The sequence below is a fragment of the Nevskia sp. genome (assembly GCF_051860985.1).
Lineage (GTDB): Bacteria > Pseudomonadota > Gammaproteobacteria > Nevskiales > Nevskiaceae > Nevskia.
Map to the genome: position 1 here is coordinate 254516 of NZ_JBIMKV010000004.1, position 16495 is coordinate 271010.

General features: G+C 68.1%; 13 protein-coding genes. 4 read left to right on the plus strand and 9 right to left on the minus strand.

Annotated elements, in window-relative coordinates:
• Nucleotides 1-48 precede the first annotated feature (48 nt).
• The 9 genes from ACTIGJ_RS06155 to ACTIGJ_RS06195 form a co-directional block, all read right to left on the minus strand.
• Nucleotides 49-918 (minus strand): urease accessory protein UreD, encoded by an 870-nt coding sequence (locus ACTIGJ_RS06155; protein WP_439639399.1) that lies wholly within the window; start codon nt 916-918, stop codon nt 49-51.
• 54 nt (nt 919-972) lie between these two features.
• Nucleotides 973-1680, minus strand: a complete 708-nt coding sequence (gene urtE, locus ACTIGJ_RS06160; RefSeq protein WP_439639428.1) for an urea ABC transporter ATP-binding subunit UrtE — start codon at nt 1678-1680, stop codon at nt 973-975.
• A gap of 23 nt (nt 1681-1703) precedes the next feature.
• Entirely contained in the window at nt 1704-2501 is a 798-nt protein-coding gene (urtD, locus tag ACTIGJ_RS06165; protein ID WP_439639429.1) for an urea ABC transporter ATP-binding protein UrtD, read from the minus strand.
• Between the two features lie 32 nt (nt 2502-2533).
• A complete protein-coding gene (gene urtC, locus ACTIGJ_RS06170; protein WP_439639400.1) occupies nt 2534-3637 on the minus strand; it encodes an urea ABC transporter permease subunit UrtC in 1104 nt (367 codons plus the stop codon).
• Nucleotides 3637-5334 (minus strand): urea ABC transporter permease subunit UrtB, encoded by a 1698-nt coding sequence (gene urtB, locus ACTIGJ_RS06175; protein WP_439639401.1) that lies wholly within the window; start codon nt 5332-5334, stop codon nt 3637-3639. The genes urtC and urtB overlap by 1 nt, the downstream gene beginning before the upstream one ends.
• 157 nt (nt 5335-5491) lie before the next feature.
• Complete coding sequence (gene urtA / locus ACTIGJ_RS06180) at nt 5492-6757, minus strand: urea ABC transporter substrate-binding protein (protein ID WP_439639430.1); 1266 nt, start codon at nt 6755-6757, stop codon at nt 5492-5494.
• 60 nt (nt 6758-6817) lie between these two features.
• On the minus strand, nt 6818-7918 hold the full coding sequence (locus ACTIGJ_RS06185) for a hypothetical protein (RefSeq protein ID WP_439639402.1): 1101 nt from the start codon (nt 7916-7918) through the stop codon (nt 6818-6820).
• Between the two features lie 174 nt (nt 7919-8092).
• Nucleotides 8093-8992 carry a response regulator gene (locus ACTIGJ_RS06190; RefSeq protein WP_439639403.1) on the minus strand — a complete coding sequence of 300 codons (900 nt, stop codon included), beginning with the start codon at nt 8990-8992 and terminating at the stop codon, nt 8093-8095.
• On the minus strand, nt 8989-12390 hold the full coding sequence (locus ACTIGJ_RS06195) for an ATP-binding protein (protein WP_439639404.1): 3402 nt from the start codon (nt 12388-12390) through the stop codon (nt 8989-8991). Before ACTIGJ_RS06195 ends, ACTIGJ_RS06190 begins: the two co-directional genes overlap by 4 nt.
• A 247-nt stretch (nt 12391-12637) precedes the next feature.
• On the opposite strand from ACTIGJ_RS06195, the gene atzF reads away from it, so the two are divergent.
• From atzF to ACTIGJ_RS06215, 4 genes are all read left to right on the plus strand, one after another.
• On the plus strand, nt 12638-14437 hold the full coding sequence (gene atzF, locus ACTIGJ_RS06200; protein ID WP_439639405.1) for an allophanate hydrolase: 1800 nt from the start codon (nt 12638-12640) through the stop codon (nt 14435-14437).
• Between the two features lie 25 nt (nt 14438-14462).
• Entirely contained in the window at nt 14463-15146 is a 684-nt protein-coding gene (biuH, locus tag ACTIGJ_RS06205; RefSeq protein WP_439639406.1) for a biuret amidohydrolase, read from the plus strand.
• Between the two features lie 88 nt (nt 15147-15234).
• Nucleotides 15235-15621, plus strand: a complete 387-nt coding sequence (gene hpxZ / locus ACTIGJ_RS06210) for an oxalurate catabolism protein HpxZ (protein ID WP_439639407.1) — start codon at nt 15235-15237, stop codon at nt 15619-15621.
• A gap of 66 nt (nt 15622-15687) precedes the next feature.
• On the plus strand, nt 15688-16380 hold the full coding sequence (locus ACTIGJ_RS06215) for a GntR family transcriptional regulator (RefSeq protein ID WP_439639408.1): 693 nt from the start codon (nt 15688-15690) through the stop codon (nt 16378-16380).
• Nucleotides 16381-16495: the final 115 nt, after the last annotated feature.

The window sequence follows — 16495 nt, forward strand, 5'->3', positions numbered from 1 at the left end:
CTGTCTCGGGTGAGCGGTTGCAGGGAGGCCGGCCGGCGGCGACGCCGTTCATGTCGCCCAGATGCGCGGCAGCACCGCCGGCCGGCCGAGCAGGCGCGGCCGCAGCGCCCGCCACAATGCCAGCAGCGCCCGCATCGCGGCATCGGTCTGGCGCGCCAGCACGCGGCCGATCAGCACGCCGTCGACCAGGCTCAGACCGGCGCTGACGCCGGCCAGCGGCGCCACCGCGTCCCGCGCGGCGCCGAGGTCGTCGGCCGTCGCCGGGCATGCGACAAACGTGCCGAGCGCGGTCGCGCCGTCGAGCCCCCAGCGGCTGCCGAACGCTGCGCCGCCGCCCTGCAGCAGCAGCCGGTCGAGCAGCAGCGGCTGCTCGCCGCGCCACAGCTCGAAGCCCTGCACGACGCGGCCGCTGTCGTAGCGCTCGTCACGGGCCGGCAGGCCGTAGGCGGCCAGATCCCAGCCGATGAAGCGGGCGCTGGCATCGAGCCGCACCAGGGTCTGCTGGCGTACCAGCGCGCCGGGGTAGTGGATGGTTTCCTGCGGCAGCCATTCCAGCGTCGCGCCGTCCTGGAGCCGTATTTCGACGCGCTGCCGCGCCTCCGGCCCGGCGCTGCGATAAAACTTGCCGGCGGCCGGCGTGGTGAGCAGCACCTGGGCGGCGCGTTCGGCGCTGATCCGCAGGTCCAGCCGGTCGCCGCCGACGACGCCGCCCGGCGGGTGGACGATGTAGACGTTGCAGACCGGCCCGTCCGGGTAGAACGGCCGCTGCACGCGCAGCGGTCCGAAGTGGCTGCGCCGCACCAGCCGCGTGTGGGCCGCCGGCAGCGCCGGGTCGCCGGCGAAGCCGAGGTCCAGCCGGGCCTGCCAGCCTCGGCCGGGGACGGTCTGCGGCAGTACATTCGGATCGAGCGCTTCCATGCCGGACGCCTTGCATCCACCGTGCCGGATTTCGCCGGCCCGGCGTCGCGCGGCTCAGACCGTCAGATGCTTTTTGACCAGATCGTCGGTCAGCCCGGCGATCGGGCCACGGGCGACGGCGCGGCCCTTGTCGAGGATCACGAAGTCGCTGGCTACGCGGCGCGCGAACGGCAGCTTCTGTTCGACCAGCAGCACGGTCAGGCCGAGATCCTGGTTGAGCTTGAGGATCAGATCGCCGATGTCGGCGACGATGTTCGGCTGGATGCCTTCGCAGGGCTCGTCGAGGATCAGGAGCCTCGGCTCCAGGGTCAGCGCCCGGCCGATCGCCAGCTGCTGCTGCTGGCCGCCGGACAGATCGCCGCCGCGCCGCGCGCTCATCTGCTTCAGCACGGGAAACAGGCTGTGGACGTAGTCCATCAGCTCTTTCTTCTTCGCTGATTTCAGGCCGCGCGCCTCCAGCCCGACCCGCAGGTTTTCCTCGACCGTGAGCTGCGAAAAGATCTCGCGGCCCTGCGGCACATAGCCGATGCCTAAGCCGGCGCGCTTGTCGGCGGCGACCCCGCGCAGCTCCCGGCCGCCGTCGTAGACGATGCTGCCGGAGGCGGTCGGGATCAGGCCCATCAGGCATTTCAGCAAGGTGGTCTTGCCCATGCCGTTGCGGCCCATCAGGCACAGCCGGGCGCCGCGCGGCACCTCGACATCGAGGTCCCACAAGGTGTGGCTGCCGCCGTAGAACTGGTTCAGGCCGCTGATCTTCACCATCGAATCGCTCATCGTCGCGCCCCTTATTCGCCGAGATACACGCGCTTGACCTGCGGATCGTTCTGCACCTCGTCCATCGAGCCCTCGGCCAGCACATGGCCTTCGTGCAGCACGGTGACCTTGCGGGCGATGGAGCGGACGAAGTTCATGTCGTGCTCGACCACCACCACCGAATGCTTGCCGGCCAGGCCGACCAGCAGCTCGGCGGTGCGCTCGGTTTCCTGCGGCGTCATGCCGGCCACCGGTTCGTCGACCAGCAGCACCAGCGGGTCCTGCATCAGCAGCATGCCGATCTCCAGCCACTGCTTCTGGCCGTGCGACAGCGCGCCGGCACGGGCCGCGCGCTGGTCCTTCAGGCCGATGATGCCGAGCACCTCGTCGATGCGGTCGCGCTGCTGCGGGCTGAGCTTGGCGAACAGGATCTTCCACACCGACTTGTCGCAGGCCATCGCCAGTTCGAGGTTCTCGAACACCGTGTGCTCGGGGAACACGGTCGGTTTCTGGAACTTGCGGCCGATGCCGGCCTGGGCGATTTCCGGCTCGCTCATGCCGAGCAGATCCAGCGTCTGGCCGAACCAGACCGAGCCGGTGTCGGGCTGGGTCTTGCCGGTGATGACATCCATCATCGTGGTCTTGCCGGCACCATTCGGGCCGATGATGCAGCGCAGTTCGCCGGTCTCGATGTAGAGGCTCAGATCGTTGAGCGCCTTGAAGCCGTCGAAGCTTTTGGTCACGCCTTCGACGTACAGGATGATGTTGTGGGACAGATCCGGGCTTGGCGCATTGGTGCTGCGCCGGCGGCCGGTGGGCTTGGTGCGCAGGCCGACCGGGCCTGTCGTGGCGGGAGAAGTGCTCACGAGGCTTTGGCTCCACGGGCAGGGATGAGACCGACGACACCCTTCGGCAGGAACAGCGTGGCGACCACGAACAGCGCGCCCAGCGCGTACAGCCAGATTTCCGGGAACGCGGCGGTGAACCAGGTCTTCGCGTAGTTGACCAGCACCGCGCCGGCGACTGCGCCGTACAAGGTGCCGCGCCCGCCGACCGCCACCCAGATCACCACTTCGATGGAGTTGATCGGCGCGAACTCGCCCGGGTTGATGATGCCGACCTGCGGCACGTACAGCGCCCCGGCGATGCCGGCGAGCATCGCCGAGAACACCCAGATCCACAGCTTGTACGACTCCACCTGATAGCCGATGAAGCGGGTGCGGCCTTCGGCATCGCGCACCGCCTGCACGACTCTGCCGAGCCGGGAGGCGATCACGTAGCGGCAGCCGATGTAGCCGATCGCCAGCGCCAGCGCAGTGACCACGAACAGCGCTACCCGCGTGGCCGGCTGCGTCAGATCGAAGCCGAGCAGTTCCTTGAAATCGGTCAGGCCGTTGTTGCCGCCGAAGCCCATCTCGTTGCGGAAGAAGGCCAGCAGCAGGGCGAAGGTCAGCGCCTGGGTCATGATCGACAGATAGACGCCAGTGACCCGCGAGCGGAACGCCAGCCAGCCGAACCCCAGCGCCAGCAGGCCCGGCACCAGCACCACCATCAGCGCCGCCAGCGGGAAGTGGTTCATGCCTTCCCAGAACCACGGCAGTTCCTTCCAGTTCAGGAACACCATGAAGTCCGGCAGGATGGGGTTGCCGTAGACGCCGCGCGGGCCGATCTGGCGCATCAGGTACATGCCGATCGCGTAGCCGCCGAGCGCGAAGAACGCCGTGTGGCCGAGGCTCAGGATGCCGCAGTAGCCCCAGACCAGATCGACCGCGATCGCCAGCAGCGCGTAGCACAGGTACTTGCCGAACAGGGTCACCGTGTAGGTCGACAGGTGCAGCAGGCTGCCTTCCGGCACCAGCAGGTTGAGCACCGGCACGGCCACCGAGGCGATGGCGAGCAGGCCGAGCAGCACCTGGCCGCCACGGTCGGCCTTCAGCGCCGACAGCAGCAGGGATTGGTTTTTCATCAGTGGCCCTCCGCCGCGCGGCCTTTCTGCGGGAACAGGCCCTGCTTGCGGCGCTGGATGAACAGGATGATGAACACCAGCATCGCGATCTTGGCCATCACCGCGCCCACGGCCGGTTCCAGCAGCTTGCCGGCCACACCCAGCGTCATGCCGCCGATTAAGGTGCCCCACAGGTTTCCGACGCCGCCGAAGACCACCACCATGAACGAATCGATGATGTAGCTCTGGCCGAGGTTGGGACCGACATTGGTCAGCTGCGACAGCGCCACGCCGGCGACGCCGGCGATGCCGGAGCCGAGGCCGAAGGTGATCGCGTCGATACGATCGCTGTTGATGCCCATCGAGCGCGCCATCGCCCGGTTCTGCGACACCGCGCGCACGGTCAGCCCCAGCGAGGTCCGGCGCAGGATCAGCTGCAGGGCTGCGAACACCAGCAAGGTGAACAGCACGATGTAGAGCCGGTTCCAGGTCAGCGACAGTGCATCGTTGATCACCCACTGGCCGCTCATGAACTCCGGTGTCGCCACGGAGCGGTTCAGCGGCGAAAAGATCGAGCGCACCAGCTGCTGCAGGATCAGGCTGATGCCGAAGGTGGCCAGCAGCGTTTCCAGCGGCCGTCCGTACAGGTGCTTGACCACGCCACGCTCGATGGCGATGCCGACCAGCCCGGACACCACGAAGGCGGCCGGAATCGAGATCAGGATCGACGCCGCCAGATGGTTCGGCAGCAGCAGCTGCACGACGTAGGCGGTGTAGGCGCCGATCATCATCAGCTCGCCATGCGCCATGTTGATCACGCCCATCACGCCGAAGGTGATGGCCAGGCCGATCGCCGCCAGCACCAGCACCGAGCCGAGACTCAGGCCGAAGAACAGCGTCTCGATCACCGAGTACAGCGAGCGCTTCAGGCTGATCGAGGAGATCGCCAGGCTGGCGGCGGCGCGCACCCGCTCGTCCGCTTCGTTGGCCGGATCGCGCAGCGCTTCGAGCTTGGCGATGGTTTCACCGGCCAGCGAACCGCTGAGCACCTGGACGGCGGCCAGCCGGAGATCAGCGTTGTCGGAGGCGAGATCGGCGCTGGCCAGACCGAGGTCGATGGCGCGCTGCACGGCGGCATCGGTTTCGGCGGCGCGCCGTTCGCGCAGCAGCGCCAGCGTGGCGTCGTCCGACGCGCGCAGCATTTCCCGCACTGCGCCGAGCCGCACGGCGGCGTCCGGGCTGCCGAGCGTGAACGAGGCCACGGCACTGCGCAGCAGCTTGCGCAAGGCGTTGTTGGAGCCGACCTTGGTGAAGCCGTCAGCGGGTTCCGGGCCGGACTCGGCCAGGGTCACCGGATCGGTCAGCACAAAGGAACTGGCGTCGCCGGCGTCGGATTCGGCGGTGATGAACACCGCGCCGTCGGCGTCGCGGACGTGCAGGTGATCCTCCAGCCAGGCCTTGAGCACGGCAGCGGTGTTCGGGTGGCGGGCGGCCAGCAGCTCGTCGAGCAGTGCCGCGCGCTCGCTCAACGAGGCGCTGCCGAGCGCGCGCAGCACGTCGGGAAAAGTGGTGGGGACAGCGGGTGCCGCTTCGGCACTCGCGACGGCGGCCGCAGCCGGATCGGGTGCGGCTGACGGCTCCTGCGCGAGCAGCGGCAGGCTCGCAGCAAGGCATGCGGCCAGCCAGCATCGTCGCAGCGAGGTCGTGAATCGAATCATCGCGAACGCCTCCGGAAATGGGGAGCAGCCCGATCAGGCAAAGCAAGCTCCGGGCCGGGCCATTTCCGGCCCGGAGACTTGCCCCACCGCGGTGCTGCTTGCTTCGGAAGCGGGCGGCGCGGGCATCGTTGGCCGCGCCGCCCGCCGGATCACAGGCTCAGTTCGAGCACTTCTTGGTCTTGGTGTTGTAGTTGCCGCACTTCAGCTTCACCCAGTCGGACTCCAGATCCTTGGAGCCGTCGAGGAAGTCGGACCAGGCGTCGCCCGGCACTTCGCCCTTGGTCTGCCAGACGGTCTCGAACTGGCCGTCTTCCTTGATCTCGCCGATGTACACCGGCTTGGTGATGTGGTGGTTCGGCAGCAGCTTGGCGGTGCCGCCGGTCAGGTTCGGCACTTCCAGGCCTGGCAGCGTTTCGATGACCTTCGCCGTGTCGGTGGTCTTGGCCTTCTCGACCGCCTTCACCCACAGGTTGAAACCGATGTAGGTCGCTTCCATCGGATCGTTGGTGGTGCGCTTGTCGTTCTTGATGTAGCTCTTCCAGGCCTTGATGAACGCGGTGTTGGCCGGGCTCTTGACGCTCTCGAAGTAGTTCCAGGCGGCGAGATGGCCAACCAGCGGCTTGGTGTCGATGCCCGACAGTTCTTCTTCGCCGACCGAGAACGCGACCACCGGAATGTCTTCGGCCGAAATCTTCTGGTTGCCGAGTTCCTTGTAGAACGGAACATTGGCGTCGCCGTTGATCGTGGAGACAACAGCCGTCTTCTTGCCGGCCGAGCCGAAGGCCTTGATCTTGGAAACTTCGCTCTGCCAGTCGCTGAAGCCGAACGGCGTGTAGTTGACGATGATGTCGTCGGCCTTGACGCCCTTGGCCTTCAGGTAGGCCTCGAGAATCTTGTTGGTGGTGCGTGGATAGACGTAGTCGGTGCCTTCCAGCACCCAGCGCTTCACGCCGAGATCCTTCATCAGGTAGTCCACCGCCGGAATCGCCTGCTGGTTCGGCGCGGCACCGGTGTAGATCACGTTCTTCGACGATTCCTCGCCTTCGTACTGCACCGGGTAGAACAGCAGCGAATTGGACTTCTCGAACACGGGCAGTACCGACTTGCGCGACACCGAGGTCCAGCAGCCGAACACCACCGACACCTTGTTCTTGTCGATCAGCTCGGAGGCCTTTTCGGCGAACAGCGGCCAGTTCGAGGCCGGATCGACGACCACGGCTTCAAGCTTCTTGCCGAGCACGCCGCCCTTCTTGTTCTGCTCGTCGATCAGCATCAGGACCGTGTCCTTCAGCGTCGTTTCGGAGATCGCCATGGTGCCGGACAGCGAATGCAGCACGCCGACCTTGATGGTGTCGTCGGCCGCCTGGGTGGAGAAGCTCAGCGCGGCGGCCACGGCCAGCAGCGCGGTTTTCATCGGATTCATCTTCATCGGGATTCCCTCGTGTTGGGTGATCGAAATGGATTCGGGACAGTCAGCCGGCGACTAGATCTGCACCTGCAGGCCGACGCCGATCTGGGTGGCGTCGGGCAGGCCGGCGTCGAGCTTGGTGTCCTTGTAGAACAGGCTGATCCGGGCATCGAAGGCCTTGATCAGGTAGTTGACGTTGAACTCCAGAGTCGTCTGCTCGTATTCCGGGCCGAGGCCGCTGGTGTCGTTGAAGCGCGCCGCGCCGTACTTGCCGAGCAGCTGCACCTTGCCGATGCCGACCTTCTGCGGAAACAGGTAGGCGCCCAGGCCGTACCAGCCGTTGGAGTCGGTGTAGCTGCCATCGAAGCCGCCGTAGCCGCCCAGCTGGTCGTAGCGCGCCGCTTCGGCTTCCAGCGTCACCACGCCGCCGTTCGGCAGCTTCTTTTCCAGCAGCGCATCGAGTGTGTAGGCGTGCTTGCCGGCCGAGGTCTGGCCGGCGATGCCGACCGCCAGCAGATCCTTCTCGCCGTAGTAGGTGCCGTTCAGGTAGTAGCCGGCTTCGGCATCCCAGAAATCCAGCTGCACGCGGCCGGCGGTGATGACCTCGCCTTCGCCCTGCGTCGACGGTGCATCGAAGACGCCGAGCGACACCTTGGCGATGCCGAACTGGCCCCAGTAGGCGACACCGTTCTGGCGGCCCTGGACATAGAACGGATAGCCGTCCTGCACGCCGTCCTCGTAGACATTCCAGTGGCTGGCGTAGAACGGGCCGTAGAGGTTGGCGCGGTCCGACGGCGGCAGGAAGCGGCCGGCCCAGAAGTTCAGCGTGTCACCGAACTCGAAGCGGGCGACGGCATCCATGACCTGCAGGTTGTCGGACGACGAGGAGTAGTCGGTGTTGAACATCAGCTTGATGTTCTCGGTCACCGAGCCGCCCAGATAGATGCGCGCGTTGTTGACGTTGAAGTCGTTGACGGTATTGCTGCCGCCGCTTGGATTGGTGCTTTCGAACTGCGTGCGCAGGCCGGCGCCGATCGAGATCGGCGGCAGCTTCAGTTCAGCGGCGTGGCTGGTCGCCGGCACCGCGGCCGCCGCGCAGGCCAGCGCGCCGATGGCGGCGGCGGTGATCAGCTTGCTGGGCGATGCGCCGAGCATCCCGGTGTTGCAGTCGTTCATGTGGTTCCCCTGGTCAATGGATGGATCGAAGGCATGGCTCCGCCCGCACCGGGTCGTCGAGACCCGGCGTGTTTGCAGCCCGTCACTGGTGTTTGCCGCTGTTCCGGCGCGCTCCCATGCGCCGTTGTTTCCACTTTTCTGCTTGCGTGGGTACTTGCTGGTGGTCGGTGCTCCTCAGCTGGCCAGCACGCCGAGACGGCTGCGGTTCAGCGCCACGGTGGCGGCCGCCGTGCGCGTCTCCACACCGAGCTTGGTGAAGATGTGTTCGAGGTGCTTGTTGACCGTGCGCGGGCTCATGTCGAGCACGCTGGCGATCTCCGGATTGGTCTTGCCGAGCACGATCCAGTACAGGACATCGGCTTCGCGGGCCGTGATGTTCAGCAGCCGCGCCAGCACTTCCGGCTCCGGCACGCTGGCCATCCGCTGCACCAGCAGGCGGCGTGGACCGAGCCGCGCGAAGCTCAGCCGCTGGCCGTCGGCATGCAGGCTGAAGGTCGGCGAGCCGGCGTCGCCGCAGTCCAGCCAGCGCAGCAGCGGTGCCGGCAGCCGATGGCCGGCATCGCACAGCGGCGCCAGCCAGGTCTGCGCCAGCGGCGTCGCCCAGCTCAGCCGGCCGGCCTCGTCGATGGCGACGATGGCATCGCCGGCGGCATCGGCCGCCGCCTGGGTGTCGGACACCAGCCGCGCGTTGCGGACATGCGACGCGATGCGGGCAATGACCTCGGTGGCGCGGATGGGCTTGGTCACGTAGTCGATGCCGCCGGCCTGGAAGCCCTGCACCACGTGCTCGCTGTCGGTCAGGCCGGTCATGAACACCACCGGGATCGGCCGCGTCGACAGATCGGCCTTCAGCCGCCGGCAGGTCTCGAAACCGTCGAGGCCCGGCATCACCGCATCGAGCAGGATCAGGTCCGGCGGCTGGCGGCGCGCCGATTCCAGCGCCGCCAGCCCGCTGGTGGCGACGCGCACCGTGTAGCCGGCGGCATCGAGCGCGTCGTGCGCCACGGCCAGGTTTTCGGCGACATCGTCGACGATCAGGATGGTCGCGCCGGCGGCGGGCGGGTGGCTGTTCATCGGGCCTCCATGCCGAGCGCGCGCAGATAGTCGGCGAGCTGGAAGGCCTTGACCGAGGCGCGCAGCTTGCGGGTCTGCCGGTGGTAGCGGCTGTCGAGGCGGTCGATCTCGTCGAGCTTGCTCAGGATGCCGCGCACATGACCGAGTGCGCCGAGTTCGCGCAGCGACTGCGCCAGATGATCGGGGAGGGCCTCGTCGTCGGCATCGGCTGCAGTCGCCGCCGGGCCGGCGATCCAGACCAGCCCGAGCGCGTCGCGGATGCGGTCGAGCAGCAGCGCGACGCCGACCGGCTTGACCAGGTAGTCGCGCGGCGCGATGCCGGCGGCGGCGGTGCGGCCGGCTTCGAAGGCATCGGCGGAAATGATGATGATCGGCAGGTGCGGGTGGCCGTTCTGCGCTTCGTTGGCACGCAGCAGCCGCGCCGTTTCCCAGCCGTCGATGCCGGGCATGCCGATGTCGAGCAGCACCAGATCGGGGCGCACATGGGCGACCTGGCGCAGCGCCTCGATGCCGGAGGCGGCTTCGCTCAGCTCGAAGCCGAGCGGCTCCAGCACGTTGATCAGCAGGCGCCGGTCGACGGCTTCGTTGTCGACCACCAGCAGGCGCCGGCGCGGCCCGGCATAGCCGCTGATGTCCGGCAGCGCGGCCGACAGCGGCGCCCGCGGCTCGCGCACTTCGGGCAGGAACAGGCGAATCTCGAAGCGGCTGCCGGCGCCGGGCGTGGAGTCGACGGTCATCTCGCCGCCCATCAGGCTGGTCAGCATCTTGGCGATGGTCAGGCCCAGGCCGGTGCCGGTCTCGCCGCTGGCGGCCACCTGGCTGCCGCGCTCGAACGGCTGGAAGATGCGGTCGATCTCGTCGGCCGGAATGCCGATGCCGGAGTCGCGCACTTCGAAGCTGGCGATGTCGCCGCGCCAGCGCAGCCGGAAGCTGACGCCGCCGGTCTCGGTGAACTTCACCGCGTTGCCGACGATGTTGATCAGGATCTGGCCGAGGCGTTTCTTGTCGGCGCGCACCACGGCCGGCACCTTGCCCTGCTCGTCGTAGACGAAGGTGATGCCCTTGTTGTGCGCCTGCAGCCGGAACATGCCGACCGTCTGGGCGAGGAATTCCGGGAAGCGCAGCTCGTCGATGTCCAAGGTCAGCTTGCCGCTTTCGATGCGGGCGATGTCGAGCAGGCCATCGACCAGCGACAGCAGATGATCGCCGCTGCGGCGGATCACGTTGACGGCATCGCGCCGGGCCGCCGGAATGCTCGGATCGTGCTGCAGCATCTCGGCATAGCCGAGGATCGAGTTCAGCGGCGTGCGCAGCTCGTGACTGATGCCGGTGACATAGCGGCTCTTGGCCTGGTTGGCGCGGTCGGCCGCGCGCTTGGCGGCCTGCAGCTCGATGTCGGTCTTCTTGTGCGCCTCGATCTCGCGCATCAGCAGCGAGGTCTGGCGGTTCGATTCTTCTTGGGCTACGCGCCGGCTTTCGCCGTTCAGCACCAGCCACCAGCAGAGCACGGCGGCGATCACCACCAGCACCGCGTAGAGCTTCAGGAAGCCGGCCTGCAGCGCTTCCTGCAACGCCGCGTCGCTGGCCACCAGCAGCGAGGATTCCTGCACCCAGATCAGCGCCAGCGCAGCGCCCAGCACGCCGGACACGATGCCGAACAGCAGCAGGTAATGGCCGAGGCGCGAATCGAGCCGCGCCGCCAGCGGTGTCGGCAGCAGCCGCTTCAGCGTGGCGTTGATCTGCTCGCGCAGGCTGGCGCCGGGCTTGCAGGCATCGTGGCAGCGGGCGTCGAGCGAGCAGCACAGCGAGCAGATGTTGCCTCGGTAGGCCGGGCACAGCGCCATGTCCTCGCGCTCGTAGACCTTTTCGCAGATTACGCAGCGGTGTTCGGCGGCGGCCTTCAGCGCGGCATCCGGCTGCCGCGCCAGGTAGTAGCGGCCGCGCGTGGCGAAGGCGATCAGCGGCGCGCAGACGAAGGCCGCCAGCAGCGCGATGAACGAGGAAAACGCCTGCGCCAGCGGCCCGAACACGCCGGTGAACGCGGTGATCGACAGCGCCGAGGCGATCACCATGCTGCCGACGCCGACCGGGTTGATGTCGTACAGGTGCGCGCGCTTGAACTCGATGCCGGGCGGCGACAGGCCCAGCGGCTTGTTGATGACCAGGTCGGCGACGATGGCGCCGACCCAGGCGATGGCGACATTGGAGTACAGGCCGAGCACCTGCTCCAGCGCCTTGAACACGCCGAGCTGCATCAGGATCAGCGCGATCGCCACGTTGAACACCACCCAGACCACGCGGCCAGGGTGGCTGTGGGTGACGCGGGCGAAGAAGTTCGACCAGGCCAGCGAGCCGGCATAGGCGTTGGTGACGTTGATCTTCAGCTGGCTCAGCACCACCAGCAGCGTCATCGCGCCGAGTGCCACGGCCGGCGAGTCGAACACATAGCCGAAGCCGATGCGGTACATCTCGGTCGGCTCCAGCGCATTGGCCTGCGGCACACCGGCACGCAGCGCGATGAAGGCGAGGAAGGCGCCGCCCAGCAGCCGCACCGCGCCCATGCCGATCCAGCCCGGGCCGGCGACGATCAGGCAGGCCAGCCAGCGGCGGCGGTTGTCCTGCGTGCGCTCCGGCAGGAAGCGCAGGAAATCCACCTGCTCGCCGATCTGCGTGACCATCGCCATCAGCACGCTGGCGGCTGCACCAAACTGGATCAGCGAGAACGTCGTGCTGCCGCCCGGTGCTGCGAAATCGGGCAGCTCGCGCGCCAGTTCCGGCGCTTTCCAGATCACGAAGAGAAAGGGCAGGACCAGCAGCACCAGCCACAGCGGCTGGGTCCAGGCCTGCAAACGGGAGATCAGGGTGATGCCGTGCGTCACCAGCGGAATCACCACCAGCGCGCAGATCAGGTAGGCCGGCGTCAGCGGAATGCCGAAGCACAGCTTCAGCGCCAGCGCCATGATCGTGGCTTCCAGCGCAAAGAACAGGAAGGTGAACGAGGCGTAGATCAGCGAGGTGATCGTCGAGCCGATGTAGCCGAAGCCGGCGCCCCGGGTCAGCAGATCCATGTCGACGCCGTAGCGCGCGGCGTACCAGCCGATCGGCAGGCCGGTCAGGAAGATCACCAGGCTCACCGCCGCGATCGCCCAGGCGGCATTGGTGAAGCCGTAGGACACCAGCAGCGAGCCGCCGATCGCTTCCAGCAGCAGGAACGAGATCGCGCCGAACGCGGTGTTGGCCACCCGGAACGCGCTCCACTTGCGGGCCGAACGCGCGGTGAAGCGCAGCGCGTAGTCCTCCAGCGTCTCGTTGGCCACCCAGGTGTTGTAGTCGCGGCGGATCTTGATGATCCGCTGCTCCTGAGGGGCGGTGCTGACGGTGGCGGGCTTGGCGCTCATGGCCCGATCCAGCGCGCAAGAAGCCTGCCCCGGGCGGCGCTGGCGGGTACGTCAGATGACGTAGCGCCTGACGCGCCCCGGCGCCGCGCCGTTGCAGACCGCCTGCCGCGCGGCCATCGCGCCTGCCGCGCAGGACGTGCTGGCGGCTTCTGGCATGTCGCTTGCGAGGTCATGTACGCTTACTTGTATACAAAAACAGAGCGAGCCACCTGTGGCGCCCGACGCGGTTTCCGAACCCGACACCCTGATGCCGCTGCGCGTGGCCGAACTGCGCGCCGCGATGCGCCGAGGCGCCTTGACGCCCAGCGCCCTGCTGCGCCGACTGCTGGCCGCGCGCGACCGCGCCGACCGTCCCGAGGTCTGGATCTCCCAGCCGCCGGATCCCGTATTGCTGGCGCAGGCGCAGGCCTTCGATGCGTTGCTGGCGCGCGAAGGCCCGGCGCTGCTTGATCGGCTGCCGCTGTTCGGCCTGCCGTTCGCGGTCAAGGACAACATCGACGTGGCCGGCGAGCCGACCACGGCCGCCTGTCCGGCCTTCGCCTATCGGCCGGAGCGGTCGGCACCGGCAGTCGAACGGCTGCTGGCGGCCGGCGCGCTGTATCTGGGCAAGACCAATCTCGACCAGTTCGCCACCGGCCTGGTCGGCACCCGCTCGCCGTACGGCGTGGTGCGCAATGCGATCGATCCGGACTATCTGTCCGGCGGCTCGAGTTCCGGTTCGGCAGTGGCGGTGGCGCTCGATCTGGCGGTGTTCGCGCTGGGCACCGACACCGCCGGCTCCGGCCGTGTGCCGGCCGGCTTCAACGGCGTCGTCGGCCTGAAGCCGAGCCTCGGGCTGGTGTCGACACGCGGCGTGGTGCCGGCCTGCCGCAGCCTGGACTGCGTGTCGATCTTCGCCGGCAGCGTCACCGATGCCTGGTCGGTGCTGGCGGTGATCGCCGGCGTCGACGCCGAGGACAGCCGCTCCCGCGCCGTGCCGATGCTGGCGCCGCTGGCGCGCGCCGCGCGGATCGGCCTGGCGGCCGAACCGGTGTTCTTCGGCGACTCGCTGGCCGAGACGGCCTACGACGCGACGGTCGAGGCGCTGCGCCGCGAACCGGCGCTTTCGTTTACGGCGGTCGATCTGACGCCGCTGACCGCCGCGGCAGAACTGCTGTACGCCGGTCCGTGGATCGCCGAGCGCCGGATTGCCGTCGGTGAAATGCTCGCGACGCAGCCGGATGCCGTCGATCCGACGGTGCGCGCGGTGATCGCTGCCGCGCCGCCGTTCAGCGCCGAAGACCTGTTCCGCGCCGAAGACCGGATGCGTGGCTACCGCGCCCACGCGGCGCGGCTGTTCGAGCGGATCGACGTGCTGCTGGTACCGACCGCGCCCTGCCATCCGCGGATCGCCGACGTACAGGCCGAGCCGGTGGCCCGCAACAGCGAGCTGGGCTGGTACACGAACTTCGTCAATCTGCTTGACCTCGCCGCGCTCGCAATTCCCGGCCTGCCGCGCGGTGACGGCCTGCCGTCCGGCATCACGCTGATCGGCCCGGCCGGCAGCGATCACCGGCTGGCCGCGCTGGCGGCGCGCCTGCAGCCCCTGCTGTCGTCGGCCGGCGCCGAGACGGCGCCCGGCCTGGCGGCGCTGCCGCTGCCGTTCAACGAGCCGACGATCGCCGTGGCCGTGGTCGGCGCGCACCTGGAAGGCCAGCCGCTGAACTGGCAGCTGATCGAATGTGGTGCGCGCTGCACCGCGCGAACGCACACCGCCGCGCACTACCGGCTGTATGCGCTGGCCAACATGACGCCGGCCAAGCCGGGACTGGTCCGGGTGGCGGGGCAGGGCGCGGCGATCGAGGTCGAGGTCTGGGAAATGCCGCAGCGGCAGTTCGGCCGGCTGATGGCCCAGGTCGGCGCGCCGCTCGGCATCGGCACGCTCGAACTGGCCGATGGCCGCACGGTCAAGGGTTTCATCTGCGAGCCGATCGCCGTGGTCGGCGCGGTCGACATCACCCACCACGGCGGCTGGCGGCATTACCTGGCCGCGAACCGGCCGGCCTGAATTCCTGCGCGAGGATCTATCCGAGATGGCTTTCCCGACCGTTGCCGCCGAACCCTATGCCTGGCCGTTCGATGGCGGCTTCACGCCGGCCCGCACGGCGCTGATCATCATCGACATGCAGACCGACTTCTGCGGCGCCGGCGGCTATGTCGACACCATGGGCTACGACATCGCGCTGACCCGCGCGCCGATCGAGCCGATCCGGCGCCTGCTGGGCCGGATGCGGGAACTGGGTTTCACCATCATCCACACCCGCGAAGGCCACCGGCCGGACCTGTCCGACCTGCCCGCCAACAAGCGCTGGCGCTCGCGCCAGATCGGCGCCGGCATCGGCGATCCTGGCCCCTGCGGCAAGATCCTGGTTCGCGGCGAACCGGGCTGGGACATCATTCCGGAGCTGTACCCGATCGACGGCGAGATCGTGCTCGACAAGCCCGGCAAGGGCAGCTTCTGCGCCACCGACCTCGAACTGATCCTGCGTACCCGGGGCATCACGCATCTGGTGCTGACCGGCATCACCACCGACGTCTGCGTGCACACGACGATGCGTGAAGGCAATGACCGCGGCTTCGAATGCCTGCTGGTCGAGGACTGCTGCGCCGCCACCGATCACGGCAATCATCTGGCGGCGCTGAAGATGGTCAAGATGCAGGGCGGGGTGTTCGGCGCGGTGGCGACCTCGGAGGCCTTGCTGGCCGCGCTGTCCTAGTGCGGCCACCGCGCGCCGCCGCATCGCGATCAGGCCGGGCCTGCGATCGGTCTGCGATCGGTCTGGCGCGGCCCTTATCCTTGGCGTCATGACACCCGACCAGATCAACCGTCCGGCAGCGCGGGCCTCGCTGCGCGCGGCTTTCGACGCCTACGAAGCCGCCCTGCTGCGCCACGACATCGCAGCGCTCGACGCCTTTTTCCACGACGCGCCGGAAACGCTGCGCTACGGCGTGGCCGAACTCGACTACGGCATCGAGGCGATCCGCCGCTATCGCGCGGCCGCAGCGCCGGTGCATCCCGGCCGGACTCTGCGCAACGTCGTGATCCAGACCTTCGGCGAGGATTGCGGCAGCGCCGCCTGCGAGTTCGTCGCGCCAGATACCGCACTGATTGGCCGCCAGACCCAGACTTGGGTGCGCGTCGACGGTGCATGGCGCATCGTGACGGCGCACGTGAGCCTGCTGGCGCCCTGAGCGCGATGCGGGGCGGGATGCGGCGGCGGTAGACTGCGGCGTCTCTTTCCCTTTCTCCGCACGACCATGGCGCAGCAGCCGGCCAACCCGCTGGGTGAACAGATCTACCTGCGGGTGAAGGCGGAAATCTTCGATTTCCATCTGCTGCCGGGCGATCGCTTCACCGAGACCGAACTGGCCGCGCGCCTCGGCGTGTCGCGCACGCCGATCCGCGATGCGCTGTACCGCCTGCGCCGCGAAGGTTATCTGGAGGTCGGCTTCCGCAGTGGCTGGAGCGTGGCGCCGTTCGACTTCGTGCGCTTCGATGAACTCTACGACCTGCGCATCCTGATCGAGTCGCATGCCGTGGAGAAACTGTGCGCCCTGGAAGACGAGTTGCCGCTGGCCGCGCTGAAGGCTGCCTGGCTGGTGCCGGCGGACAGCCGCGAAACCGATCCGCGCAAGATGGCCGGGCTCGACGAAGCCTTCCACTGCGCGCTGGTCGAAGCCGCCGGCAATCGCGAGATGTTGCGGGTGCACCAGGAACTCACCGAGAAGATCCGCATCATCCGCCGGCTCGATTTCCTAAAGGAAAACCGGATCGCCGCGACCTATGACGAGCACGCCAAGATCCTGCGGCTGATCATGCGGCGCAAGTCGACCGAGGCCTTGATCCTGCTGCGCTCGCATATCACCCAGAGCAAGAGCGAGGTGCGCAAGATCACCCTGCACATGCTCCACGATGCGCGCACGACGATGCGCGAATCCGCCGCGACCTGAGCGCCTGAAGGCCGCCGGTCCACAGCACCGGCAGCGACCACCCGCACCGGTGCAAGGCTGAGCCGATCGCGGCCCCGCAGGCGCTGCGGGCCGATCGCTTCTTTTTCGATTCCTG

What these genes read in the sequence shown, in the direction of transcription:
- ACTIGJ_RS06155 (WP_439639399.1), bottom strand. Translation starts at nt 918, where the DNA reads ATGGAAGCGCTCGATCCGAATGTACTGCCGCAGACCGTCCCCGGCCGA.
- urtE (WP_439639428.1), bottom strand. Translation starts at nt 1,680, where the DNA reads ATGGTGAAGATCAGCGGCCTGAACCAGTTCTACGGCGGCAGCCACACC.
- urtC (WP_439639400.1), bottom strand. Translation starts at nt 3,637, where the DNA reads ATGAAAAACCAATCCCTGCTGCTGTCGGCGCTGAAGGCCGACCGTGGC.
- urtB (WP_439639401.1), bottom strand. Translation starts at nt 5,334, where the DNA reads ATGATTCGATTCACGACCTCGCTGCGACGATGCTGGCTGGCCGCATGC.
- urtA (WP_439639430.1), bottom strand. Translation starts at nt 6,757, where the DNA reads ATGAATCCGATGAAAACCGCGCTGCTGGCCGTGGCCGCCGCGCTGAGC.
- ACTIGJ_RS06185 (WP_439639402.1), bottom strand. Translation starts at nt 7,918, where the DNA reads ATGAACGACTGCAACACCGGGATGCTCGGCGCATCGCCCAGCAAGCTG.
- ACTIGJ_RS06190 (WP_439639403.1), bottom strand. Translation starts at nt 8,992, where the DNA reads ATGAACAGCCACCCGCCCGCCGCCGGCGCGACCATCCTGATCGTCGAC.
- ACTIGJ_RS06195 (WP_439639404.1), bottom strand. Translation starts at nt 12,390, where the DNA reads ATGAGCGCCAAGCCCGCCACCGTCAGCACCGCCCCTCAGGAGCAGCGG.
- atzF (WP_439639405.1), top strand. Translation starts at nt 12,638, where the DNA reads ATGCCGCTGCGCGTGGCCGAACTGCGCGCCGCGATGCGCCGAGGCGCC.
- biuH (WP_439639406.1), top strand. Translation starts at nt 14,463, where the DNA reads ATGGCTTTCCCGACCGTTGCCGCCGAACCCTATGCCTGGCCGTTCGAT.
- hpxZ (WP_439639407.1), top strand. Translation starts at nt 15,235, where the DNA reads ATGACACCCGACCAGATCAACCGTCCGGCAGCGCGGGCCTCGCTGCGC.
- ACTIGJ_RS06215 (WP_439639408.1), top strand. Translation starts at nt 15,688, where the DNA reads ATGGCGCAGCAGCCGGCCAACCCGCTGGGTGAACAGATCTACCTGCGG.